The sequence below is a fragment of the Achromobacter anxifer genome (assembly GCF_903652925.1).
In the GTDB taxonomy this organism is placed as follows: domain Bacteria; phylum Pseudomonadota; class Gammaproteobacteria; order Burkholderiales; family Burkholderiaceae_B; genus Achromobacter; species Achromobacter anxifer.
The window spans coordinates 185,493-210,108 of record NZ_CAHLAR010000003.1; the positions used below are offsets into that span (position 1 = coordinate 185,493).

Consider the following 24,616-nt stretch of genomic DNA (forward strand, 5'->3'; position numbering starts at 1 on the left):
GGACCATCCTCCATGACCGAACGCGTACTCCTCATCGGCTGCGGCGACCTGGGCCAGCGTGTGGCCCGGCGCTTCCTGGCGCGCGGCGACGAAGTCCTTGCGCTGCGGCGCAATCCGCCTGCCGAGGCCGCCGACGGCATCCAGTGGCTGCGGGGCGACATCTCCAGCGCCGACGGGCTGCCCGCCCTGCCCCACGGCGTCACGCGCCTCATCCACCTGCCCGCGCCCGGCGCGCGCGAAGCCGCCGCGTACCGCGCGGTCTTCGTGGACGGCCTGAAGCACGTGCTGGACGCGCTGGACGCCTCGCGGCTCAAGCGCATCGTGTTCGTCTCGTCCAGCGCGGTGTACGGCGAGCACCAGGGCGGCTGGGTCGACGAAGACACGCCGCCCGCGCCGCTGGGCAGCAATGGCCGCATCCTGCTCGAGGCCGAAGCCGCGCTGGCGGCTCGCGGCCTGCACTCGACCGCCTTGCGGCTGGCTGGCCTGTACGGTCCCGGCCGCCTGCAGCTGATCGAACGCCTGCGCCAGGGCGCGGCCGGCGCGCCGACCTCGCCCGAACATTGGGCCAACCGCATCCACATCGATGACGCGGCGGCGGCCGTGGTCCACCTGGCGCTGCTGCCCCAGGCCGAGCCTGTCTACATAGGCTGCGACGACACGCCCCTGCCCCTGCACGAGCTCTACGCCGATCTGGCCAGGATGATCGGCGCTCCCGCGCCACGCGAGGCTGCGGCGCCACCCAATGTCGGCAGCAAGAAGCTCAGCAACGCCCGCCTGCGCGCCAGCGGCTTTACCCTGCAATGGCCGGACTCGCGGCAAGGCTATGCCGCGCTGCTGGCGGCTGCCGGCAAGCAGGAAGCGCCGCAGGCATAGTTCGCCAAGCATCGAATCGTGGGTGGCAAAGCTGGCCGATACTGGCGGCCAGAACCACCACCGGTCCATGCCATGCCTCCCGAACATCCCTTGCAGGCGGTCACCCATCCCGACCCCTACCCCTACTACGCCGCGCTGGCGCGCGACAGGCCGCTCTACCGCGACGCGGCGCTGGACCTGTGGGTCGCCAGCCATCCGGATGCGATAGCGGCCGTAATGCGCCATCCCGCGGCGCGCGTGCGGCCTCCGGCGGAACCGGTGCCCACGCACCTATGCCCCGGCCCCGCCGGCGAGCTGTTCGGCCGCTTCGTACGCATGAACGACAGCGCGACGCATGCGCAGCTGAAGACGCTGCTGACCGCCTATCTCCGTGACCAGGTCACCCAGGCGGGTCCGCCCTCCTGGCCGGACCTGGGCGCGTTGAACGCCGCCGCCGTCGACCGCTACCTGGGCGCGGCGCCGGTGCATGCGCAGGCCGCCTTCCTGGGCCTGCCGCAAGAAGCGTATGCGGATTGCGCGGCGGACATCGCGGCCTTCCTGTCCGCCCTGCCGGCCACGGCCGCGGCGGATCGCATCGCCGCCGGACACGCCGCGGCGCAACGCCTGCAATCGCGCCTGGAATCCCATCTGCAAGCCCCGGACGCCGCGCCGGCCCTGCGCCGATTGCGCGAGGACAGCGAGAAAGCCGGCATCTCGCCCGCGCTATTGGCGGCGAACCTGGCCGGCCTGCTGTTCCAGTCCTGCGAGGCGGGCGCGGGCCTGCTGGGCAACGCGATCATCCTGGCCGGACGGCGCGGCGTATCCGCCGACCTCGGGGACGATGCGGCCCTGGCGCTGCTGGACGACGTGGAGCGCTGCGATCCGCCGCTGCACAACACCCGCCGCTTCCTCGCCGCCGACATCGAGGTCCGCGGCCAGCACATCGCGGCGGGCCAGACCGTACTGCTGGTGCTGGCCGCCGCGGCCACGCTGCAGCCGCAGGCGCATTGGACTTTCGGCGCGTTCGGCCATGCCTGCCCCGGCCGACTGCCCGCCCGTCAGCATGCGGCGGGCGCGCTGGTCCGCCTGCTGCGCGCGGGCCTGCCCGCCGCCGCGCTGGCGGCCCGCTTCCGTTACCGGCCCCTGCCCAACGCACGCATACCCCAGTTCGATTTTCCCGAGGAGCAAGCAGCATGATCGCAGTGATTTTTGAAGTCGAGCCCGCCCACGGCAATCCCGACCCCTATCTGGATATCGCCGCCAGCCTGATCGACGAACTGAAAGCCATGGACGGCTTCATCTCGGTGGAACGCTTCCAGAGCCTGTCCTCGCCGGGCAAGCTGCTGTCGTTGTCGTTCTGGCGGGACGAGGACGCGGTCAAGCGCTGGCGCACGCTGGAATCGCATCGCCGCGCCCAGGAAGCGGGGCGCGGCGGCGTCTTCGCCAACTACCGCCTGCGCGTGGCGCAGGTGCTGCGCGACTACGGCATGCATGAGCGCGACGCGACGCCGGCCGACAGCCGCGACCGGCACGGCTGAGACCCTCGCCTCAGGCCCCGGCAGCGGCCGCCGCCAGCGCCACCCGGTGGGTGGCGCCGGATTCCAGCACCGCCGCCATCGCGGGCGCGCCCAGCGCGGCCGACGGGTCGAAGTAGTCGGCTTCATCGCGCCCCTGCCCTGCCGGCAGATCGCGCACCTCGACGCGAAAGCCCTCGGCCGGATTGCCGCGCAGCTCAGGCACCGCCTGCAACAGGCGGCGCGTGTAGGGATGCGTGGGCCGGTCGAACACTTCGTCGCGCGTGCCTTCTTCGACGATATGGCCGCGCAGCATCACCACCACGCGGTCGGCGATCTGCTCGACCACGCCCAGGTCGTGCGAGATCAGCAGGCAAGCGAAGCCATGGGACCGCTGCAGCGACATCAGCGTCTCCAGCACCTGTTTCTGCACCGTGACGTCCAGCGCGGATACCGGCTCGTCGGCGATGATGACCTCGGGCCGCAGCACCAGCGCCCGCGCGATGGCGACACGCTGGCGCTGGCCGCCCGACAATTCGTGCGCATAGCGCTCGGCGTAGCCGTCGCCCAGGCCCACGTCGCGCAAGGCCTCCGCCACGCGCTGGCGCCGGATCTCGGGCGTCATGCCGGCTTCCAGCCGCAGCCCCTCGCCCACCAGGTCGCCGATGGTCATGCGCGGGTCCAGCGAGGAATAGGGATCCTGGAACACCATCTGCACGCGCCGGCGGGCCGCCTGCCAGGCCTGGCCCGAGCCGCCCGCGGGCAAGGCTTGGCCGTCCAGCTCGATCCGCCCCTGGGCCTGCGGCACCAGGCCCAGGATGGACATCATGACGGTGGTCTTGCCGCTGCCCGACTCGCCGACGATGGCCAGCGTTTCACCGGGAGCCACCGCGAACGTCGCCTGGTGCACCGCCCGCACGGCGCGCTTGCTGAACCAGCCTTCCCGCACCGAGTAGTCGATCGCCAGGCCGTCGACCTGCAGGATGGGCGGACGGTCCACAGCCGCGCGGGCCGGCCCGCGCTTGGGCAGCGCATCCAGCAGGCTGAGCGTATACGGGTCCGCCGGCCGCGACAGCACCTCCGCCACCGGCCCGGTCTCGACCGCCCGCCCGCGGCACATGACCAGCACGCGCTGCGTGTAGGCAGCCACCAGCGCCAGGTTGTGGCTGATGAAGATCAGCGCCGTGTCCTGCTCGCGCGTCAGCTCGCACATCAGGTCCAGCACCTCCTTCTGCACCACGCAGTCCAGCGCCGTGGTGGGCTCGTCGGCGATCAGCAGGCGCGGCTTGAGCAGCATCACGCCCGCCAGCAGGATGCGCTGGCGCATGCCACCCGAGAACTCGTGCGGATAGCGCTTCATGCAGTCGCGCGCGTCGCGCACGCGCACCCGTTCCAGCATCCGCACGGCCTCGTCCCAGGCTGCGCGGCGCGTCATGCCCCGCCGCAGCACCAGCGCCTCGATCAATTGCTCGCCGACACGGAACGCAGGATTCAGCGACACCATTGGCTCCTGGAACACCATGCCGATGCCGGTGCCGCGCTTCGCCAGCCAGTCGCGCGGCGTCTGCCGCAGCAGGTCCTGGCCCTCGAACAGCGCCTGTCCGCCGCTGATGCGCGCCGAATCCGGCAGCAGGCCCAGCAGCGTCTTGCCGATGAGCGTCTTGCCGCTGCCGGATTCCCCGACGATGGACAGCGACTCGCCGGCATGCAGATCGAACGACACCCGGTTCACCACGGGCGCGGCATCGCGCTTGCCCGGAAAACGGATCTCCAGGTCGCGCACGGACAACAAGGGTTGCGCTGCGCTCATGCCATCACCCCGCGCATGCGCGGATCCAGCAGGTCGCGCACCGCGTCGCCCAGCAGGTTGATGCCCAGCAGGCTCAGCGAAATCATGGCGCCCGGGAACACGGCCAGCCAGATCGCCTGGTCCATGGCGTTGCGGCTTTCGGACAGCATGCCGCCCCAGGTGGCCAGCGGCGGCGGCACGCCCAGGCCAAGGAAGCTCAGCGCGCTTTCCGCCAACAGGGCGGAACCGAAGATGGAGGTCGCGAAGATCAGCAGCGGCGGCAGGCAATTGGGCAGCACGTGGCGGAACACGGTCCACAGGCCGCCGTGGCCGGTGGCGCGCGAGGCGATGACGAAATCGCGCTGGCGCAGCGACAGCGCCGCGCCGCGCGCGATGCGCGAGACGGACGGCGAATACGCCAGGCCCAGCGCCAGCACCACGCCCCACTTGGACGGTCCCAGCACCGTCATGATCCCGAGCGCGAGCAGCAGGCCCGGAAACGCCATCAGCGATTCCACCAGCACGGTGATACCGCGGTCGACCCAGCCGCCCGCATAGCCGGCCGTGACGCCTATCGTCGTGCCCAGCAATAGCGCCAGCAGCACGGAGAACACACTGACGGCCACGCTGACCCCGGCGCCGGCCATCAGCCGCGACAACACGTCGCGGCCGAACTCATCGGTGCCCAGCCAGTACTCGGCCGACGGCGGCGAAAAGCGCGCCAGCAGATCGCCTTCCAGCGGATCGTGCGGCGTATAGACCAGCCCGACCAGGGCCAGCAGCACCACGCCCCCGACCAGCGCGCCGCCCAGGACGGCATTGGTATGTTTAAAGCCCATGATGATCCTATTGAAGCTTCACGCGCGGGTCGAACAGCGGATACAGCAGATCCACCACCAGATTGACCGCCACGTACAAGAGCGCGATGAACAGCAGGCAGCCCTGCACCACCGGGTAGTCGCGCGCATAGATGCTTTCCACCAGCAAGCGGCCGATGCCGGGCAACGTGAACACGGTCTCGATCACGGCGGCGCCCGAAAGCAGATGGCCCAGCATCAGGCCGATCACCGTCAAGGTCGGGCCGAAGGAATTCGGCAGCACGTGGCGCAGCATGACGCGCTTTTCCGGCAGCCCCTTGGCGCGGGCATGGGCCACGTATTCCAGCCGCAAAGTCTCGATGGTGCTGGCCCGCATCATGCGCGTGATCGCGGCGATCTCCGTCAATACGATGGCGCAGACCGGCAGCACCAGGTAGCGCGCCGCGCCCAGGCCGCCCTGGGCGATCGATTCGAAGCCATACACCGGCAGCCAGTTCAGCTTGACGCCGAACAGCCAGATCAGCAGGATGCCCACCCAGAAGCTGGGCATGGATACGAACAGGATCGAGGTCGACACGATGGCGGTATCGGCGCGGCGGTTCTGGCGCCAGGCGGCAACCATGCCGGCCGGTATCGCCACCAGGCAGGCCAGCAGCGTGGCGGTTAGCACCACCTGGGCCGTCACCGCGAAGTGCGTCAGCACCAGATGCATCACCGGCTCGCGGCGCGCGATCGACATGCCGAGGTCGCCGTGCAACGCATTGCCGACCCAGATCAGGAACTGCTCGCCTACGGGACGGTCCAGCCCCAGGGCGTGGCGCATTTCCGCCAGCAGGGCCGGATTGTCGATATCGCCCAGCATCAATGACGCCGGGTCTCCGGGAATCGCGCGTATCAGCGCGAACACGAGCACCGTGACCACGATCACGGTGGGCACCGACGCCGCGATGCGCTTGAGTAGATAGCCCAGCACGGCGCCTCAGTTCTTGGTCACGTTGAAGAAGCGCGGCTTGCGCAGCGGCCAGCCCGTGAAGCCTTGCAGCTTGCTGGAGACGACCACATAGCCCGGCTTGTTGTAGTACATCAGCAGCGGCGTGTCGCGCAGCATCAGCGCATGCAGCTTGTCGAAGGCCTGCTTGCGCGCGGCGGGATCGGACTCGGCTTCTATGCTTTCAAGAATGGCCGCGGCCTCGGGGCTTTCCCATTGAGCCATCGGCGTCTTGGACTTGTCGCCGATCACGTCGCGGAACATCAGCGCCGGCTCGGTGCGCGCCGAGTAGGCGAAAGCCATCAGCTGGAACTTGCCTTCGCGGAAGTTGGTCACCTGGGTGCCCCATTCCAGCATGTCCAGCTCGGCCTTGATGCCGGCCTTGCCCAGCAACTGCTGCGTCACCACCGCAACGCGGTACAGATAGGGATAGCGCTTGTTGGCCTGCAGCTTCAGGGGTTCGCCGCGATAGCCCGCGGCGTCGAGCAGACGCTTGACCTCCTTCAGGTTCTTCTCGTAGCCCGCGCGGTCGGCCTCGGAGTAGTAGACGCTGGCTGCTGGCACCAGGGACGGGTTGTAGTCCGCCTGGCCATTGTTCAGGGCCTTGGCGATGCCGGGAAAATCCAGCGCCAGCGCGATGGCGCGGCGCATGTTGACGTCCGACAGCAAGGGCGCGCGCGTCTGCATCAGCAGGTTGACGGTGTCCAGCCCCTGTTCGGTGACGATGTTCCAGCGCGGGTCCTTGACCGGCAGATTGTCCTCGTCGGCGTTGTAGGCGTCGACCTGCCCCGCCATCAGCGCCGCCTTCTGCGCGGCGGCGTCCGGAATCACCACAAAGCGCACGTTGGCCTGCGCGGTCTTCTTGCCGGCCATGCCGCTAGGCGCTTCCTCGCGCGGCTTGTAGCCCGCGTAGGGCGTCAGCAGCACGTACTGTTCCTTCTTCCATTCGGCCAGGACGTAGGGGCCGGTGCCTATGGGCTTGGTCCACTTGCCGTCGGCATCGACGCTCTTGGCGCTCAGCACCGGCATCGGGCACTGGACGCTGGCCATCTGGTCCAGGAACAGCGCGTAGGGCTGGTCCAACCGGAACACCACCGTGGCGGGATCGGGCGTCTCGACCGCCACGACCTTGGCGCCCTTGCTGCCGTCGTAGAGGTTCTTGCAGGAATACTCGGACTGGGCGCCATTGAGATAGTCGTAGGTCCACTTGACGTCGGCCGAGGTCATGGGCGTGCCGTCGTGGAAAGTGATGCCCTGGCGCAGCTTGAACGTGTAGGCGCGCTTGTCGTCGGACAGCGTCCAGCTGTCGGCCAGCATCGGGGCCACGCTCATGTCGGCGCGCAGCGCCACCAGGGACTCCACCACGTGCGCGAGCACGTTGTCGGTGGAGGTGTTGCGGGACCGTCCGCCCGGCAGCGTGGTCGGCGTGCCCGAACCTTCGGCGTAGCGGATTTCGGGTACGGCGGCCTGCGCCCATGCCGCGGCGGGCACGGCGGCCATGGCGCCGGCCAGCGCGGCGGACAACAACAGCGTGTGCTTGACGCGCGAACCATGCGAATTCATAGGGATCACTCCAGGTGCGGCGCTCGCCGCGTACGGGTCTGGGGGCCGGCTCAGAACAGCCGGTACTCCGCGAAATTGCGTCCTTCGTAGGGCTTGCGGGCGATCCACATCACGCCGCTTGCAGGCTCCATCAAGGTGGTGGCCACCGTGGCCGAAATGCTGTCGAAGCTGGCCGGCTTGGGCGAACGCAGCACGCCGTCGGGTGCGGCGAAGTCATCGGCCAGGATGCGCTTGACCACGTCCCAGTCGATGCCGCCGGCGGCGCGTGCCAGCATGTCCTGCACGCGGCGCTGCCGGTAGATCGAATCGGGATTGGCCGCCAGGCCCTTGTCGAACAGCTTGGCGCGCGCGGGCTGGCTGATCCAATGGTTGGCGTGGACCAGCAAGCCGTCCTCCGGGGTGATCCAGAAGATTTCGTCGGGCGAGCATTCCAGGTCGACCGCCTCGCCCTGCGCCTGCGCCAGCATCAGGTTGTTGGAGCAGAAGCGCCGCGAGGCCCACAGCACCTTCATGGCGTTGCAGATGTTGGAGGCTTCCAGCATCTTGCGCCGCACCAGCACCAGCGGCACCTCGGCGGGGCGCTGGTAATCGTGCTCGCAGGACAGGAAGTTGCCGGACAGCGAAACGCCGGCGCTGTTGAAGCCGTGGCGCGCCAGGCTGCCCGCCTCGGTGAACATCAGCAGGTCGGGGCCGTCTTCGCGGCGCATGCGCAGCACGATGCCGGTGTCCACGCATTCCTCGCGCCAGTCCCAGTTGTGCGCATGCATGAGCTTGCCGCCGGCGGCGGCCTCGGGCAGGACGACCAGGCCGGTGCAGCCATCGTCCAGCCCCTTGCGGGCGCGGCCCAGTTCGGCATGGCCGAACATCATTTCGGTGCGGCAGTTGATGACCACCACGTCTTCCAGCGCCTGGCCCGATCCGTCGGCGATGCCGCGCAACTCTTCCAGATAGGCCGCGTCGTAGTCGCCCACCACCGGCACCATGGCCGCCGCCAGCTGCTTCAGGCGGTCGGCGCCCACGCCGCGGCGTTCCAGTTGCCCGCGGTATAGGGCCACGCTGCGCGCCACGCGCTCGGGGACGGCGGCGCCATGCTGGCGGCCCCGCTCGTAGGGGCTGCCCTGTACGTCGACCAGGGGAAAGGGGGTAGGCAAAGTCACGGCTCAAGGCTCCGGCATGATTCAATCAGACCGGCAAATTTTGTACTAATATATGAAAAAGTTCAATACAAGGGTTTCCCCCAGGCGCGAATGGCGACCTCCGCGCCCGGCGGCTCTCCGGTACCATTCCCACTCCTACGCCCTAGCCGCAAGCCCATGTCCAACCCCGCCCCCGCCCGTCCCACGCCGCTGCAAGTCGACCTGGCGCGCCATATCGCGGAAGACATCGTGGCCCGGCGCCATGCGCCCGGCGACCATCTGTCGGAAGAAACGCTGGCGGCAAGCTACGAGGTCTCGCGCACGCCGGTGCGCGGCGCGCTCCGGCTGCTGGCCGCGCAAGGCCTCATCACGCACCGCCCCAACAGCGGCTACACCGTGGCGGCCCATGCCGCCGCGGCGCCGCCCGCCATCGAAGGCGCCGGCCCCACGCAGGACGAGCTGTACCGCAGGCTGATCGACGACCGCGCCTCGCGCGCGCTGCCGGAAACCTTCACCGAACGCGACCTGCAGCAGCGCTATCCGGCGCCGCGCAGCGTGCTGGCCAAGACCCTGCTGCAACTCTCCGCGGACGGCCTGATCGAAAAGCGCAAGGGCCATGGCTGGCAGTTCGTGCCGTCGCTGGAGAACCGCGACGCGCTCAACGAGAGCTACCGCTTCCGCATGACGGTCGAGTGCGCCGGCCTGCTGGAGCCCACGTTCCGCCTGGACCGCCAGGCGCTGGCGCGCATGCGCGCGGCGCACGAGGCGCTTGCCGCGCGCAGCGACGCCGAGATCTCGGCCACGGAATTCTTCAATCTGAACGCCTCGTTCCACGAGATGCTGGCCCGCTTCTCTGGCAACCGCTACATCCTTCAAGCAGTGCAACAGCAGAACCAGCTGCGCCGGCTGGAAGAACACGCCGCGTTCCATCGCGACGCGCGCTTCGTCAATTCCAGCAGCGAGCACCTGCAGATCATCGACGCGCTCGAAGCCGGCGACCAGGAATGGGCTTCGCAGCTCATGCGCCGGCATTTGAAAACCTCGTTGCAAGTGTCCTGAGAGGGGAGCCCCCCCCCTACCCGCTGCGCGCGCCCCCTCAAGGGGCGACGCCTGCGGACCGGCCTCGGCCAGTCTTGTATTGTATTTATCATTTGATTAATACAAAATAGAAAGCCCGAATCTTTCCAAGCCGGATCTCCCATGTCTTCCTCAGCGTCTCACCCCACCCCCGCCCTCAACGCCGAAGCCTATTGGATGCCCTTCACCGCCAACCGGCGCTACAAGCGCGCGCCCGTGCTGTTCAGCGCGGCCGAGGGCATGCACTACATCCGTCCGGATGGCCGGCGCGTGCTGGATGGCATCGCGGGCCTGTGGTGCGTGAACGCCGGACACCGCCGGCCCGAAATCGTCGATGCCATCGCCCGAACCGCCCACGAGCTGGACTACGCGCCTTCGTTCCAGATGAGCCACCCGCTGGCGTTCGAGCTGGCCGAGGCCTTGCGCCAGGAGGCGCCCGCGGGATTCTCGAACGTGTTTTTCTCGAACTCGGGTTCGGAAGCGGTGGATACCGCGCTGAAGATCGCGCTGGGCTATCACCGCGCGCGCGGACAGGGCCAGCGCGTGCGCCTGATCGGGCGCGAGCGTTCGTACCATGGCGTGGGCTTCGGCGGCCTGTCGGTCTCCGGCATCGCCGGCCACCGCAAGCCCTTCGGCAATCTGCTGCCCTACGTCGACCATCTGCCACACACCTATGACCGCAGCCAGATGGCCTATGCCCGCGGCCAGCCGGACTGGGGCGCGCACCTGGCCGACACGCTGGAGCGCATCGTGGCGCTGCATGACGCCTCCACCATCGCCGCCGTCATCGTCGAGCCGGTGGCGGGTTCCACCGGCGTGCTGGTGCCGCCCAAGGGCTATCTGCAGAAATTGCGCGAGATCTGCGACGCCCACAGCATCCTGCTGATCTTCGACGAAGTGATCTGCGCCTTCGGCCGCATCGACGGCGCCTTCGCGTCGGCGCATTTCGGCGTGACGCCGGACATCATCACCAGCGCCAAGGGACTGACCAACGGCGCCATCCCGATGGGCGCCACGCTGGTGCAGCAACACGTCTACGACGCCTTCATGCAGGGGCCGGACAGCGCCATCGAGCTGTCCCACGGCTATACCTATTCCGGCCATCCGGTAGCCTGCGCCGCCGGTCTCGCGACCCTGGACATCTGCCGCCGCGAAGGCCTGTTCCAGCGCAGCCGCGAGCTCTGGCGTTATTGGGAGGACGCCGCGCACAGCCTGAAGGGGCTGCCGCACGTGGTGGACATCCGCAACATCGGCCTGCTGGCCGCCATCGAGTTGGAGCCGCTGGAAGGCAAGCCGGGCCAGCGGGCCTATGCCGTGCACCAGGCGTGCCTGGAGCGCGGCTGCCTGATCCGTTCGGCGGGCGACACCATGCTGCTGTCGCCGCCGCTCATCATCGAGCGCGCGCAGATCGACGAATTGTTCTCCGTCCTGTCGGACGTGCTGCGCGCGGGCGCCTGAGCGCCAGTCCTGCCTACGCCAGGTGCCGCGCCACCGCCTGGACCACCTGCCGCACGTCCGCGGCGGACACGTCCAGGTGCGTGACCAGGCGGGTCGGGCCGCCGTAGACGGCCCGCATCTGGATGCCGTCGCCGGCCAGTTTGGCGGTGAGCTCATCGCAGCGCTCGGGCTCGAATTCGGCGAACACCATATTGGTGTCCTGGCTCAGCACCTTGACGCCCGCAATGGCGCGCAGCCCCTGCGCCAGCAGTCGCGCGTTCTCGTGGTCCTCGGCCAGGCGCTCCACGTTGTGCTCCAGCGCGTACAGGCAGGCGGCGGCCAGCACGCCAGCCTGGCGCAAGCCTCCGCCCAGCATCTTGCGCCAGCGGCGGGCGCGGGCGATGAGTTCGGCGCTGCCGACCAGCACCGACCCAACGGGCGCGCCCAGGCCCTTCGAAAAGCAGATGGACACCGTATCGAAGGGCTCGCACAGCTCAGCCACCGGCTTGCCGCTGGCGACGGCCGCGTTGAACACGCGGGCGCCGTCCAGATGCGTGGCAAGCCCATGCTGGCGCGCCCACGCGGTCGCGGCCTGCACGTAGGCTGCCGGGATCAGCTTGCCGTGGAAGGTGTTTTCCAGCGCCAGCAGGCGGGTGCGGGCGAAATGCGCGTCGCCTGCGGGCTTGAGCGCCGCGGCCAGCTTTTCCAGCGGCAGGGAACCATCGTCGGCATGCTCGATGGGTTGCGGCTGGATGCTGCCCAGCACCGCCGCCCCGCCGCCTTCGTACTTGTAGGTGTGCGCCAGCTGGCCCACCAGGTACTCGTCGCCGCGCTCGCAATGGGCCATCAGCGCCCCCAGATTGCTTTGCGTGCCCGACGGAAAGAACAGGCCGGCTTGCTTGCCCGTGCGCTCGGCGACCGCCTCCTGCAGGCGGATCACGGTCGGGTCGTCGCCCATCACGTCATCGCCCAAGGGCGCGGATACCATTGCCTGCAGCATGGCCGCCGACGGCCGGGTGACTGTGTCGCTACGCAGATCGATCATGAAAAATCCCAGGATGGAAACGAATTTCTGAATAAGGCTACTCGGCGCGCGGCGCCGGCGCGGCGCGGCTCACCACCCAGATGCCGGCCAGGATCAGCGCCATGCCGCCCAATTCGGCCGGACTGGGTTGCTCGGACAGCAGCGCCCAGGCGAACAGCATGGCCACGACGGGCACGCCCAGGCTGGACAGGCCCGCGATGGAAGCCGGCACCAGCCGCACCACCAGCAGCCACAGCAGCCAGCCCGCGGCCGTCGCGATCAGCACGATATAGGCCATGCCGGTCCAGAGCTGCCAGCCCCATTGCGCCGGCATCTGCGGCACCAGAAAGGCCAACGGCGCCATGACCAGCCCCCCCAGCAACATCTGCCACGCGGTGAATGTCATCACGTCCGGCTTGTGGCGCTCGAACATGCGCTTGGACAGCACGGTGCCCACGCCCCACGACAGCCCGCTGCCCAGCCCCAGCAGCACCGGACGGATGTCGCCCAGGCCGTTCCAGGGTTCCACGAAGCAGACCAGGCCGATGGCGGCCAGCGCAATGCCCAGCCCATGCCGCGCCGTGGGGCGCTCGCCCAACAGTCCCCAGGCGAACAGGATCACCCAGAACGGCATGGTGTAGGCCATGAGCGAAACCTTGCCCACGCCGCCCGTCACCAGCGCCGTCTGCACGAAGCCCTGGAACCCGGCCGTCTGCGTCAGGCCGATCAGCAGGGTCAGCTTCCAGGGGGGCATCGCCAGCGGACGCCGCAAGGCCAGGGCCAGCACGAACAGCACCAGGCCGCCCGATATGTAGCGCAGCGCGACAAAGTCGAACGGGCCGATGTAGGGAACGATCAGTTTCATCGCGATCCAGCTGCCCGCCCAGACCAGGATGGTGCTGAACATCAGGGCTAGCCCTGCTCGATCGAAACTGCTGCGGCTCACTGGCACGGCTCCGTGGAAAATTCTGGACGCGAAAAAGCAAATACGCCCGTACCGGCGGTTCCGGTACGGGCGTATGACATTATGCGCCCGCCTTGCTGCTCCTGGCAGTCTCGGGCGGGCCGTTCCCGTCCATGGCGCGGACGGGAACGATCACAGGGACTTGGACAGCTGGTCCAGGATGGCGGGGTTCTCCAGCGTGGAAACGTCCTGCGTGATTTCCTCGCCCTTGGCGACCACGCGCAACAGGCGGCGCATGATCTTGCCCGAGCGCGTCTTGGGCAGGTTGTCGCCGAAGCGGATGTCCTTGGGCTTGGCGATGGGGCCGATTTCCTTGGCCACCCAGTCGCGCAGCACCTTGGCGATGGCCTGTGCCTCGTCGCCTTCGGGACGCGAACGCTTGAGCACCACGAAGGCCACCACGGCCTCGCCGGTGGTGTCGTCCGGACGGCCCACCACGGCGGCTTCCGCCACCATTTCGTGCGCCACCAGGGCCGATTCGACCTCCATCGTGCCCAAGCGGTGACCCGACACGTTCAGCACGTCGTCGATGCGGCCCATGATCCAGAAATAGCCGTCCGCATCGCGCTGCGCGCCGTCGCCTGCCAGGTAGTAGCCGCGCAGTTCGGACGGGAAGTAGCTCTTCTTGAAACGCTCCGGGTCGCCCCAGATATTGCGGATCATGGCGGGCCACGGACGCTTGATGACCAGGAAGCCGCCGTTGCCTTTCTCGACGTCGCCCCCGGTCTCATCGACGATGGCCGCGGCGATGCCCGGCAGCGGCAAGGTGCAGGAGCCAGGCTTGGTCGGCGTGGCGCCCGGCAGCGGCGTGATCATGTGGCCGCCGGTCTCGGTCTGCCACCAGGTATCCACGATGGGGCAGCGCTCGCGGCCCACGTTCTTGTGGTACCACATCCAGGCTTCGGGGTTGATGGGCTCGCCCACCGTGCCGATGATGCGCAGGCTGTCCAGGTCGTAGTTCTGCGGATGCGCCTCGGGCGCGGCCTCGGCGGCCTTGATCAGCGAACGGATCGCGGTGGGCGCGGTGTAGAAGGTGGTGACCTTGTGGCGCGCGATCATGTCCCAGAAGCGGCCGGCGTTGGGATAGGTCGGCACGCCTTCGAACACGATCTGCGTCAGGCCCGCAGCCAGCGGGCCGTAGGTGATGTAGGTGTGCCCAGTGACCCAGCCCACGTCGGCCGTGCACCAGTAGACGTCGTCCTTGCGGGCGTCGAAGGTCCACTTCACCGTCAGCAGCGCCCACAGCAGATAGCCTGCCGACGAGTGCTGCACGCCCTTGGGCTTGCCGGTGGAGCCGGAGGTATAGAGGATGAAGAGCGGGTGTTCGGCGTTGACCGGCACCGGTTCGCAGGTGTCGGGCTGGCCGGCCTCGACGTCGTGCATCCAGAGGTCGCGGCTTTCGTTCCACTGAACCTTGCCGCCGGTGCGGCGGTACACGATGACCTTGGTCACGGCCTCGCAGCCGCCCAAGGTGAAGGCTTCTTCCACGGCGGGCTTGAGCGGAATGGTCTTGCCGCCGCGCACCTGTTCGTCGGCGGTGATGACCAGCGACGCGCCCACGTCCACGATACGTTCCTGCAGGCTCTTGGCCGAGAAGCCGCCGAACACCACCGAGTGCGTCACGCCCAGGCGCGCGCAGGCCTGCATGGCGACCACGGCTTCGATCGACATGGGCATGTAGATGATGGCGCGATCGCCCTTCTTGTAGCCCAGCGCCTTCAAGCCATTGGCGAAGCGGCAGACGCGCGCCAGCAGTTCGCGGTAGCTGACCTTGTTGACCTTGCCATCGTCGCTTTCGAAGATGATGGCGGTCTTGTCGGCGTTGCCGTTGGTGAGGTGCACGTCCAGACAGTTGGCCGACACGTTCAGCTCGCCGTCGCCGAACCAGCGGTAGAACGGCGCATCCGATTCGTCCAGGACCTGCGTGAACGGCTTGGTCCATTGCAGGTTGTCGCGCGCCTGCCCGGCCCAGAATCCGTCGAAATCGTTCTCGACCTGCGCGCACAGCGCGTTGTAGGCCTCCATGCTGGGAATCGCGGCGCCGGCAGCGGCACGCTCGGGCGGCGGGAACACGCGGGTTTCCACCAGTACGGATTCAATAGCGTTCGACATGATCTTTGTCTCCAATCGGTAATTCTGTTGTTTGTGCCGCTTGTTCCATTACCCAACCGCAACCGTATCGCCACGCTCTTACGGGCACCTTACGCAAAATGCGGGCCGGAGTCCGCGCGTGCGCAAGAACGGTGCCGGGCAATGCATGCCGCCGCTGCGAAAGCGGCGGCACCGGACAGTCCATAAGGATAGCAGCCGGCATGGACTACGCGAACCGCGGGCATCAAGCGGTGCGACGCGCCAGCCCGCGCTTCATGTCCACGCGCGACAAAAGGATGAGGCCGCCCACGAAGAACAGGCCGGTCACGAGAATCGCAAGGCGGTGGTTGCCGTGCGTGGCCCAGGTCACCAGGCCATAGGTCAGCGGCCCGATCACCGCGGCCAGCTGGACCGCGAAGGTCCACAAGGAGAAGAACTCGGCCAGGCGCCCGGCGGGCGCAAGCGCGCCGGTCATGGCGCGGCCCGCGCTCTGCGTGGTGCCCATGCACAGCCCCGCCAGCGTGGCCGCCACCCAGAAGACCGGCGCCGTCACGGCCGCGTAGGCCACCAGCACCATCGCAATCCAGCCGCACAGCGTCAGGGCCAGCGCCGGCTTGTGGCCGATGCGGTCCTGCACGTAGCCAAAGGAAAACGCGCCGGCCGCCGCACCGATGTTCACGGTGAACACCAGCAGCATGATCTGCGGCGTGGTGAAGCCCATGACTTCGGAGGCATAGACGGCCGCCAGCGTGATCACCACCGAGATCCCGGCCTGGTAGCAGGCGATGCACATGAGCAGGCGGCGGAATTCAGGAAAGTGCTGTCCGGTTTCGCGCCAGGCATAGGCCAGCCGCTTGAACATGTGCAGCGGTTCCTGCTTGCCGGCCTGCGGCTTCGCGCGTTCGCGCAGCATGAAGAAGGAAGGCAGCGCCGCCAGCGCGAACACCGAACACGTGACCACGATGACCCAGGGCACGAAATGCTCGGCCGTCTCGCCACGCCCCTCGGCCAGCGTCACGACCACCAGCGACAGGCCCAGCGTGAGCATGCCGCCGCAATAGCCGAAGCTCCAGCCCCAGCCCGAAACGCGGCCCAGCGCGCTGGGCCGGGCGAGTTCGGGCAGGAAGGCCGCGACCACGGATTCGCCCACGCAATAGCAGTAGTTGGACACGACGATGGCGGCCAGCGCCAGCCACACGTCGCCCGGCCCTGCCTGCGTCAGCACCAGCGTGGCGGCCACGCAGCCCGCCGTGCTCGTGTAGAGCAGACGGCGCTTGCCGGCGCGCGCATCGGCGCGCGCGCCCAAGGTGGGCATGGTCAGCATGATGAGCAGGTAGGACAGCGACAAGGCCGCCGTCCAGGCCAGCGTGGCCCAGGGCGCGCGCCCGCCGACCACGCCGACGAAATAAGTGCTGAACACCGCAGTGAGGATCACGGTGGTGTAGCCGGAGTTGGCGAAGTCGTACATGGCCCAGGCCCAGACTTCGCGTTTGGCCACACCTGGATTCAGGGGGCTGTCGCCCCCTGCTCCGGCGTTCTGCCCGGAAGCGCCAGCCGGCGCTTCCGATGGCTCGCCGTGGCTCATAGGCCGAGCGCGGCGATGCCCGCTTGCGCGATCAGCGCGTCTTCGCTCGACTTCACCCCCGACACGCCGACCGCACCCACGATCTGGCCATCGACGACGATGGGCACACCGCCTTCCAGCATGCCTTCGAGGTGCGGCGCCGACAGGAAGGAATAGCGCCCATTGTTGATGATCTCTTCGTAGATGCGCGATTCGCGGCGGCCCATGGCCGCGGTATTGGCCTTGGCCGGCGCAAGATACGAAGAAATCGGAGCCACGCCGTCCAGGCGCAGCATGCCCATCAGGTGTCCGCCATCATCGACGACGGCGATGGCGACCGCCCACTTGTTCTGCAGGGCGTGTGCTTCGGCCGCGGCCAGGATCTTCTTGACGTCCTCGGCGCTCAGCACGGGCTTGGTATTCATTGCAGCGACTCCTTTATTTGTTCCAGGGCGGTTGGATCTTCTATGGTGGTCAGGTCCCCGGGATCGCGTCCTTCGCATACCGCGACGATCGCGCGGCGCAGGACCTTGCCAGAACGGGTCTTGGGCAGGGCGCCCACGAACCGGATCCGGGCGGGCCTCGCCACCGCTCCCAGCTGATCTTCCACCAGCCGCATGATATCGCCTTCCAGGCGCTTTGCCCCCTCTTCGGTTTCGGCGCCCACGGGGTTCTTGAGCACTGCGAACGCCATGGCGACCTGGCCCTTGAGCGAGTCGGCCACGCCAACCACCGCGCACTCGGCGATTTCGCTGTGGCTGTTGACGGATTCCTCGATCTCGCGCGTGCCCAGACGATGGCCCGCCACGTTGATCACGTCGTCAGTACGGCCCAGGATGAACCAGTAGCCATCGGCGTCCACCAACCCCCAATCGAACGTCGAGTACACCTGGCGGCCGGGAATGGAGGTGAAGTAGGTCTGCACGAAACGCTCGTCGTCGCCCCAGATGGTGGACATGGCGCCCGGCGGCAGCGGCGGCACGATGGCCACCACGCCTTTCTGGTCCGGTCCCAGGTCTTCGCCGGTGGATTCGCTGACGATGCGCGCGTCGAAGCCATACACCGGGAACGAGGGGCTGCCGAAGCGCGTGGGCACGTTTTCCACCCCGGGTTGGGCCGACAGAATCGGCCAGCCCGACTCCGTCTGCCAGTAATTGTCGATGATGGGCTTGCCCAGGCCGCCGGAAATCCATTGCGCCGTCGGCTCGTCCAGAGGCTCGCCCGCCAGGTAGACGGCGCGCAGCGTGGACAGGTCGTGGCGCCTGAGCAGCTCCGGATCCTGGCGCTTGAGCACGCGCACCGCGGTCGGCGCGGAAAACAAGGTATTGACGCCGAACTGCTCCACCAGCTTCCACAGGATGGCGCCGTCCGGACGCACCGGCGTGCCTTCATACAGCACCGTCGCCTGCCCGCCGATCAGCGGGCCGTAGATGATGTAGGAATGGCCCACCACCCAGCCGATGTCGCTGGTGCAGAAGAAGGTATCGCCAGCGCGCCCGTTGAAGAGATATTCCATGGACGAGGCCAGCGCCACCGCGTAGCCACCGGTATCGCGCTGCACGCCCTTGGGCTTGCCGGTGGTGCCGGAGGTGTACAGGATATAGCTGGGCTCGGACGATTCCAGCCATTCCACCGGCACCCGCGCGCCGAGATGGCGCTCGCGCAAGGTCGCGTAATCCAGGTCGCGGCCAGCCACGGGCTCGAACGGCGCCAGGCCGCGGTCGAACACCACCACCGAGGCCGGCGGCGTCTTGGCCAACGTCAGCGCCCGGTCCAGCAGCGGCTTGTAGGGCACCACCTTGCCGCCGCGGGAGCCGCCGTCGGTGCAGACCACCACCTTGGGCGCGGCATCGTCGATGCGCTGCGCCAGGTTGACCGAGGCGAAGCCGCCGAACACCACTGAATGCACCGCGCCGATCCGGGCACAGGCCAGCATGGTGAACACGGCTTCCGGCACCATCGGCATATAGAGCAGGACCCGGTCGCCGCGCTCCACGCCCAGCTCCTTCAGCATGGCGGCGGCGGCGTTGACCTCCTCGTAGACGTCCTGGCGGGTATAGACGCGCTCGCGCTCCACCTCGGTGGACACCCAGATCAGCGCCTGCGCGTCGGCCTGGGTAGGCAGCCAGCGGTCGACGGCGTTGTAGCAAAGATTGGTACGGCCGCCCGTGAACCACTTGGCGAACGGCGGCCGGGAGAAGTCCAGCACGGAATCGAAAGGCGTTTCCCAATGAATGCGGCCGGCCTCTTCCCGCCAGAACGCATCGCGATCATGAATCGAGCGGTAATGGAAATCCCGGGTTTTTTGCATTTATGTCTCCTGTTATCTTTCTTACGCCTTAAGGCTGATTGATTTCTTCTCGAATCTTTTGGTCATTCTGGTAGGCAAACCTTGCACGAGGCTTGCCGCAAGTCAAAAAGTTCTGCCAAACGTCCACGCTGCATGGACATTTACGCCAGTCTCGTAACGAACTGGTCTTAAAAGTTTGGTAGAATCCCCGCGAAGTTGTAGAAAAATGTTGATTTTGCTGACATCTCGGCCACATTCACGGCGAATTCCGTGTTTTTTGCCGTTATCTGCAAATCACCCCCAGGCGAATGCATCGACACTCCAACCACGCGAGACTGATTTCATCCTCCGGCCAAGCAAATCGCGGTCTGCGCTTGCTGGCGTTGGTTGCATGCGTGGTGGGTTTGGCAGGTTGTGCCGCTACAAATCAAAAGTCAACCGCCCATACGTCCGAGATCGATCCTTACGAAACGGAATGGGTAGCCACCTCCGATGATCCCATCGGCGTACTGGTAAGCCAGAAGTTCAAGCGCGAACGCCAGAAAACCCATTCGGGCGTCAACAGCGACAACGCCCTGGTCAGCGAAGCCCTGAACCATCTGGGCATCCGCTACCGCTTCGGCGGCAACTCTCCCGATACCGGATTCGATTGCAGCGGCCTTGTCACCTATACGGCCGAACGTTCGCTGGGCCTGAAGCTGCCCCGCAACGCCGCTGAAATGGCCCAACTGGGCACGTCCATCAACAAGAACGAGCTGAAGGCCGGCGATCTGGTCTTCTTCAATACGCTGGGCCGCCGCTACTCGCACGTGGGCATCTACCTGGGCGACGACCGCTTCGTGCACTCCCCCAGCGCCGGCGGCGTGGTCCGTGTCGAAAACATGACCATGGCCTACTGGTCCAAGCGCTACAACGGCGCGCGCCGCATCGACAACAATCTGATGGCGTCCGCCCGCGCCTCCAACTGATACTGTCCAGGATAGCCGTCAGGCTCTCCCCTCAACAAGCCAAAACGCCGCCGGACTTTCCAGTCCGGCGGCGTTTTTCATTTCTCTTCGCGGCTTGATGGCCGCAGGCCGTGTCGGCCTCCCCAGGTTCTTTGTCAGGTGGCGGCAGAGCGCGGTGTCAGTGCACCGAGCCCGCTCGCGGGCACAGGCCGCATTGCTGCAGGGCTTGCTGCATGCTGCATACCGAACGGCGACAAGCGACGACCCGGATGCCGCCGCGTTGCGCGGCGTTGCGGAAGGTTTTCATGACGTTGTGCCCCAGGAAGTCGGTCAGCAAGATGACCAGTTGGGTGCCGGAAGGCAGCTGCAGCGTCTTCTTCTGGTGCGAAGGATCGCGCCCGCTGATGTGGTGCGTGATCGAAATATTGTGCCCTTTGAGCAGATCCGGAATGTTGCCGAGGCGGTCGGCGCCCACTACCACTGCACTTAATCCTGCCGTCATGATGAACCTCACTGGGTCGTTGAGACTGGATGTAATGATAATGATTCCTATTTTTTAGTCAACATAAATGAGATCTGTTCTTATTTAATTGTTTTTATGAGGCCATGGGATGAGATAGCGGCGACCGCATTTCGCCAGGAAAAAATGCGCGTCGCCTGCTGGCGCCGCGCCTCTTGTATTGGAGCAATGCTTGGCCTACTTCGGCGTGCCCTGCACCGCCTCGGTCACCACCGCGCGCGTCAGCGAAGGCGCCAGCATTTCCAGGAAGGTGTACACGTAGTCGCGCAGGAACACCCCCGCCTTCACGCCCACGCGGGTCGTATGCGTGCCGAACAGATGGCCCACGGGCAGGCCGACCAGATTGCCGTCGCGCCGCGGGTCATAGGCCACGCCGGCGATGATGCCTATGCCAAGGCCCACGTCGACATAGGTCTTGATCACGTCGGCGTCGATGGCTTCCAGCACGATGTCCGGGTGGATGCCCTGGTTGGCGAAAATTTCGTCTATCGTGCTGCGGCCCGTGAAAGCGCGGTCGTAGGTCACGATGGGGTATTCGGCCAGTTGCGCCAGCGACAGGCGCTTGGCTGCGCTGGAGGTCAGTTCGGCCAGGGGATGGTCCGGGCGCACCACCACGGTGTGCTCCCAGGCATACACCGGCAGCGTCGCGAGGCCGGGCGTCAGGGCCAGCGATTCGGTCGCCAGGGCGAGGTCGGCCTGCTCATGCAGCACCATCTCGGCGAGCTGGGCGGGGCTGCCTTCGGCCAGCGACAGGTGCACCTTGGGGAATTGCTTGCGGAACGCGGGAATGACTCGCGGCAGCAGATAACGCGCCTGGGTGTGGGTGCAGGCGATGACGAGGCCGCCTTCGTCCCGGCGCGCGAACTCGTCGCTGACCTTCTTCAGGTTGTCCACTTCGCGCATGATGCGGTCGATCACCTGCGACACCGCCAGGCCGGGCTTGGTCAGCCCCTTGATGCGCTTGCCGTGCCGTTCGAAGATCTTGATGCCCAGTTCGTCTTCGAACTCGATGATCGCCTTGGAAACCCCCGGCTGGGAGGTGTAGAGCATCCGGGCGGCTTCGGTGAGGTTGAAGTCGCGCCGGATGGTTTCACGCACAAAACGAAATTGCTGCAGGTTCATGAATTGGCCCCTGATAGACGGGCCAATTATAAGTAATAAGGACGCCTTGCCATATAACTTATTTATATAAGCTTACGCGCAAGGCGTCCCCGGTTCAGCGCATCGAGATCGTGGTGTTCACGCTCTTGGCATGAGCCGACCAGCGCGCGGTAACCGTCTTGGTCTGCGTCCAGAACTGCACCGCCTGCTTGCCGTTGGGGCCCAGGTCGCCCAGCTTGGAACCGCGCGAACCGGTGAAGCTGAACCAGGCCACCGGCACGGGAATCGGCACGTTGATGCCGACCTGGCCGACGTCGATGTTGTTCTGGAAGTAGCGCGCTGCGCCGCCGTCCTGGGTGAACAGCGCCACGCCGTTGCCGTTGGGGTTGCGGTTGATGAACGCCACCGCGTCTTCCAGCGTTTCCACGCCCACCACGCACAGCACCGGGCCGAAGATTTCCTCGGTGTAGATCGTCATGTTTTCGGTGACGCCGTCGAAAATCGTCGGGCCCACGAAGTTGCCCTGCTCGAAGCCGGCGACCTTGAGGCTGCGGCCGTCCAGCAGCAGCTTGGCGCCTTCGTCCACGCCCTTCTGGATCAGGCTTTCAACGCGCTTCTTGGCGTTGGGCGACACCAGGGGACCCAGATCCGCTTCGCGGTCCATGCCGGAATTGACCTTGAGCTTCTTGGAACGCTCGACGAAGTCAGGCAGCCAGTTGCGGGCTTCGCCCACCAGCACGGCCACGGACGAGGCCATGCAGCGCTGGCCGGCCGCGCCGAAGGCGGCACCCACCAGCTGATTCAGCGCGACGTCCGGATCGGCGTCCGGCAGGATCACGCAGTGGTTCTTGGCGCCCATCATCGACTGGCAGCGCTTGCCGGCGGCGGAGGCGCGGTTGTAGATCTCGGTGCCGACGCGGGTCGAACCGATGAACGAGACCGCCTTGATGTCGGGATGCTCGCACAGGCCATTGGCCGTGTCCGGACCGCCGTGCACCACGTTCAGCACGCCAGGCGGCAGGCCGGCTTCCAGCGCCAGCTGCGCCAGGAACAGCGAGGAGGTCGGATCCTGCTCGGAAGGCTTGAGCACGAAGGTATTGCCGCAGGCCACGGCGATCGGGAACATGAAGCAAGGCAGCATGACCGGGAAGTTGAACGCGGTGATACCCGCGCACACGCCCAGCGGCTGGATCAGCGTGTAGACGTCGATGCCGGAAGCGGCGTTCTCGGCGTACTCGCCCAATTGCAGGTTGGCGATCGAGCAGGCGTGCTCCACCACTTCCAGGCCGCGGCCGACTTCGCCCTCGGCGTCCGGCAGGGTCTTGCCGTGCTCGCGGGTGATCATTTCAGCCAGCTTGGCGGTGTTGGCGCGCAGCAGCTCCTGGAACTTCAGCATGACGCGCATGCGGGCGCCCTGCCCGCTGTTGCGCCAGGTCTTGAAAGCCTCCTTGGCATTGGAGACGGCCAGGTCCAGTTCCTCGCGCGTGGCGAAGGGCACCTTGGCGACGACCTCCTGGTTGGCGGGGTTGATCACGTCCCGCCATTCGGTGGTTTTGGACTGCACGAGCTTGCCGCCGATCAATAGCGGAACGCGGGGGACTTCACTCATTTGATGCTCCTCACACTGCATAGTCGATGCGGACGGAATCCGCGTTCATGGATCTGCGGGACGCGCCGACGGCAAGGGCCTGCCGGCGCCCCCGGGTTTACTGCTTGACCAGCGGGCAGGTCGAATCGGCCAGGGGCTGGAACGCCTCGGCGGCCGGAATGGTGGCGACCAGCTTGGAATAATCCCAGCCGCCCTTGGACTCGGACGGCTTCTTCACTTCATACAGGTACATGTCGTGGATCACGCGGCCGTCGGGACGGATCGAGGCGTTGCGCATGATCGGATCCTCGATGGGCAGCGCGCGCATCTTGTCGGCCACCACCTTGCCGTCGGTGCTGCCGGAGGCCGCGACCGCGCGCAGGTAATGCCGCACGCTGGAATACACGCCAGCCTGGGTCATGGTGGGCTTGAGGCCGCGGAAAGCCTTCTCGAAACGCGTCGACCACTGGCGAGTAGCGTCGTCGTAATCCCAGTAGAAGCCGTCCACGTAGGACAGGCCCTGGGCGCTGTCCAGCCCCAGCGCGCGCAGGTCCGACAGGAAGATCAGCAGCGACACCAGGCGCTGGCCGCCGGCCACGATGCCGAATTCGCGCGCCTGCTTGACCGCGTTGACGGTGTCCTGGCCGCCGTTGGCCAGCGCCACGACCTGGGCCTTGGAGGCCTGCGCCTGCAGCAGATAGGAGGCGAAGTCCGGCGCATTCAAGGGATGGCGCACGCTGCCGGCCACGGTGCCGCCCAGGGCCTGCACCGCCTTGGCGGTGTCGGCTTCCAGCGAGTGCCCGAAGGCATAGTCGACGGTGATGAAGTACCAGGACTTGCCGCCCGCCTTCACCGTGGCCTTGGCGCCGCCCGCCGATTGCGAATAGGTATCGAACATCCAGTGGAAGCCCACCGGCGAGCATTCCTTGTTGGTCAGCGCCGTGGTGGCGGGACCGGAGAACATCACGACCTTGTTCTTTTCACGCGCGATGCCTTGCACGGCCAGCGCAACCGCGGAGTTGGTCAGGTCGGCGATGGCGGTCACGCCATCGCGGTCGAACCATTCGCGCGCCTTGGCCGCGCCCACGTCCGCCTTGTTCTGGTTGTCCGCGGACACCAGGTCGATCTTCATGCCCTTGCACTCCGCGGCCAGGCAATCGTCGATTGCCAATTGCGCCGCCGCCACCGAGCCTGGCCCACCCATGCCGGCGTAGGTACCCGACATGTCCGTCAGAATGCCGATCTTCACTGGCGGCTTCTCCGCCGCCTGGGCCTGGACCACCAGGGCGGCGCCCAGACACAAGCCTACGGCCAGCCCGCGTGCGTGCAATTTCATGGATTTGTCTCCTGAGT

21 protein-coding genes are annotated in these 24,616 nt (G+C 66.9%); 6 read left to right on the forward strand and 15 right to left on the reverse strand.

Annotation, left to right across the window (positions count from 1 at the left end; genetic code table 11):
- Window positions 1-12: 12 nt before the first annotated feature.
- The 3 genes from HWY37_RS10115 (at window position 13) to HWY37_RS10125 (ending at window position 2,390) form a co-directional block, all read left to right on the forward strand.
- Window positions 13-873, forward strand: a complete 861-nt coding sequence (locus tag HWY37_RS10115; RefSeq protein WP_175206299.1) for an NAD-dependent epimerase/dehydratase family protein — start codon at window positions 13-15, stop codon at window positions 871-873.
- A gap of 72 nt (window positions 874-945) precedes the next feature.
- Entirely contained in the window at window positions 946-2,049 is a 1,104-nt protein-coding gene (locus HWY37_RS10120) for a cytochrome P450 family protein (RefSeq protein ID WP_176088564.1), read from the forward strand.
- The gene (locus HWY37_RS10125) at window positions 2,046-2,390 is read left to right on the forward strand and encodes an antibiotic biosynthesis monooxygenase family protein (RefSeq protein ID WP_175209313.1); all 345 of its coding nucleotides are present in this window, start codon (window positions 2,046-2,048) and stop codon (window positions 2,388-2,390) included. Before HWY37_RS10120 ends, HWY37_RS10125 begins: the two co-directional genes overlap by 4 nt.
- A 10-nt stretch (window positions 2,391-2,400) precedes the next feature.
- On the opposite strand, the gene HWY37_RS10130 is transcribed toward HWY37_RS10125, so the two are convergent.
- From HWY37_RS10130 to HWY37_RS10150, 5 genes are read right to left on the reverse strand one after another with little or no spacing between them, the layout of a single operon-like run.
- Window positions 2,401-4,176 (reverse strand): ABC transporter ATP-binding protein, encoded by a 1,776-nt coding sequence (locus tag HWY37_RS10130; RefSeq protein ID WP_176088565.1) that lies wholly within the window; start codon window positions 4,174-4,176, stop codon window positions 2,401-2,403.
- A complete protein-coding gene (locus HWY37_RS10135; RefSeq protein ID WP_054450682.1) occupies window positions 4,173-4,994 on the reverse strand; it encodes an ABC transporter permease in 822 nt (273 codons plus the stop codon). The genes HWY37_RS10130 and HWY37_RS10135 overlap by 4 nt, the downstream gene beginning before the upstream one ends.
- A gap of 7 nt (window positions 4,995-5,001) precedes the next feature.
- Window positions 5,002-5,946 (reverse strand): ABC transporter permease, encoded by a 945-nt coding sequence (locus HWY37_RS10140; protein ID WP_175209311.1) that lies wholly within the window; start codon window positions 5,944-5,946, stop codon window positions 5,002-5,004.
- 6 nt (window positions 5,947-5,952) lie between these two features.
- Window positions 5,953-7,524, reverse strand: coding sequence for an ABC transporter substrate-binding protein (locus tag HWY37_RS10145; RefSeq protein WP_175209310.1), 1,572 nt, complete (start codon window positions 7,522-7,524; stop codon window positions 5,953-5,955).
- A 50-nt stretch (window positions 7,525-7,574) separates the two neighbouring features.
- Window positions 7,575-8,681, reverse strand: a complete 1,107-nt coding sequence (locus tag HWY37_RS10150; protein ID WP_175209309.1) for a C45 family autoproteolytic acyltransferase/hydrolase — start codon at window positions 8,679-8,681, stop codon at window positions 7,575-7,577.
- A 156-nt stretch (window positions 8,682-8,837) separates the two neighbouring features.
- Between HWY37_RS10150 and HWY37_RS10155 the strand changes: the two genes are divergently transcribed.
- Both HWY37_RS10155 and aptA read left to right on the forward strand, forming a co-directional pair.
- Window positions 8,838-9,719 carry a GntR family transcriptional regulator gene (locus HWY37_RS10155; RefSeq protein ID WP_175209308.1) on the forward strand — a complete coding sequence of 294 codons (882 nt, stop codon included), beginning with the start codon at window positions 8,838-8,840 and terminating at the stop codon, window positions 9,717-9,719.
- Between the two features lie 141 nt (window positions 9,720-9,860).
- The gene (aptA, locus tag HWY37_RS10160; RefSeq protein WP_175209307.1) at window positions 9,861-11,195 is read left to right on the forward strand and encodes an omega-aminotransferase AptA; all 1,335 of its coding nucleotides are present in this window, start codon (window positions 9,861-9,863) and stop codon (window positions 11,193-11,195) included.
- Between the two features lie 13 nt (window positions 11,196-11,208).
- On the opposite strand, the gene ltaE is transcribed toward aptA, so the two are convergent.
- From ltaE to HWY37_RS10190, 6 genes are all read right to left on the reverse strand, one after another.
- Window positions 11,209-12,219, reverse strand: a complete 1,011-nt coding sequence (ltaE, locus tag HWY37_RS10165; protein ID WP_175209306.1) for a low-specificity L-threonine aldolase — start codon at window positions 12,217-12,219, stop codon at window positions 11,209-11,211.
- Window positions 12,220-12,256: 37 nt separating this feature from the next.
- Window positions 12,257-13,144, reverse strand: coding sequence for a DMT family transporter (locus HWY37_RS10170; protein ID WP_175209305.1), 888 nt, complete (start codon window positions 13,142-13,144; stop codon window positions 12,257-12,259).
- A 150-nt stretch (window positions 13,145-13,294) separates the two neighbouring features.
- Complete coding sequence (gene acs / locus HWY37_RS10175; RefSeq protein ID WP_176088566.1) at window positions 13,295-15,274, reverse strand: acetate--CoA ligase; 1,980 nt, start codon at window positions 15,272-15,274, stop codon at window positions 13,295-13,297.
- 223 nt (window positions 15,275-15,497) lie between these two features.
- On the reverse strand, window positions 15,498-16,838 hold the full coding sequence (locus HWY37_RS10180) for an MFS transporter (protein ID WP_176088567.1): 1,341 nt from the start codon (window positions 16,836-16,838) through the stop codon (window positions 15,498-15,500).
- Complete coding sequence (locus tag HWY37_RS10185; RefSeq protein ID WP_175209302.1) at window positions 16,835-17,242, reverse strand: GlcG/HbpS family heme-binding protein; 408 nt, start codon at window positions 17,240-17,242, stop codon at window positions 16,835-16,837. Before HWY37_RS10185 ends, HWY37_RS10180 begins: the two co-directional genes overlap by 4 nt.
- Window positions 17,239-19,128 (reverse strand): propionate--CoA ligase, encoded by a 1,890-nt coding sequence (locus HWY37_RS10190; RefSeq protein ID WP_176088568.1) that lies wholly within the window; start codon window positions 19,126-19,128, stop codon window positions 17,239-17,241. Before HWY37_RS10190 ends, HWY37_RS10185 begins: the two co-directional genes overlap by 4 nt.
- A 287-nt stretch (window positions 19,129-19,415) precedes the next feature.
- Here HWY37_RS10190 and HWY37_RS10195 point away from each other — a divergent pair, with 287 nt between their 5' ends.
- Window positions 19,416-20,075 (forward strand): C40 family peptidase, encoded by a 660-nt coding sequence (locus HWY37_RS10195; RefSeq protein WP_175209300.1) that lies wholly within the window; start codon window positions 19,416-19,418, stop codon window positions 20,073-20,075.
- 157 nt (window positions 20,076-20,232) lie between these two features.
- Here HWY37_RS10195 and HWY37_RS10200 read toward each other — a convergent pair whose 3' ends face one another.
- The 4 genes from HWY37_RS10200 to HWY37_RS10215 form a co-directional block, all read right to left on the reverse strand.
- Window positions 20,233-20,556: a DUF2325 domain-containing protein gene (locus tag HWY37_RS10200; RefSeq protein WP_042796837.1), complete on the reverse strand. Its 324-nt coding sequence runs from the start codon at window positions 20,554-20,556 to the stop codon at window positions 20,233-20,235.
- Window positions 20,557-20,751: 195 nt separating this feature from the next.
- Window positions 20,752-21,696, reverse strand: coding sequence for a CysB family HTH-type transcriptional regulator (locus tag HWY37_RS10205; protein WP_042792410.1), 945 nt, complete (start codon window positions 21,694-21,696; stop codon window positions 20,752-20,754).
- 94 nt (window positions 21,697-21,790) lie between these two features.
- The gene (locus HWY37_RS10210) at window positions 21,791-23,284 is read right to left on the reverse strand and encodes a CoA-acylating methylmalonate-semialdehyde dehydrogenase (RefSeq protein WP_176088569.1); all 1,494 of its coding nucleotides are present in this window, start codon (window positions 23,282-23,284) and stop codon (window positions 21,791-21,793) included.
- A gap of 97 nt (window positions 23,285-23,381) precedes the next feature.
- Entirely contained in the window at window positions 23,382-24,599 is a 1,218-nt protein-coding gene (locus HWY37_RS10215) for an ABC transporter substrate-binding protein (protein ID WP_176088570.1), read from the reverse strand.
- Window positions 24,600-24,616: the final 17 nt, after the last annotated feature.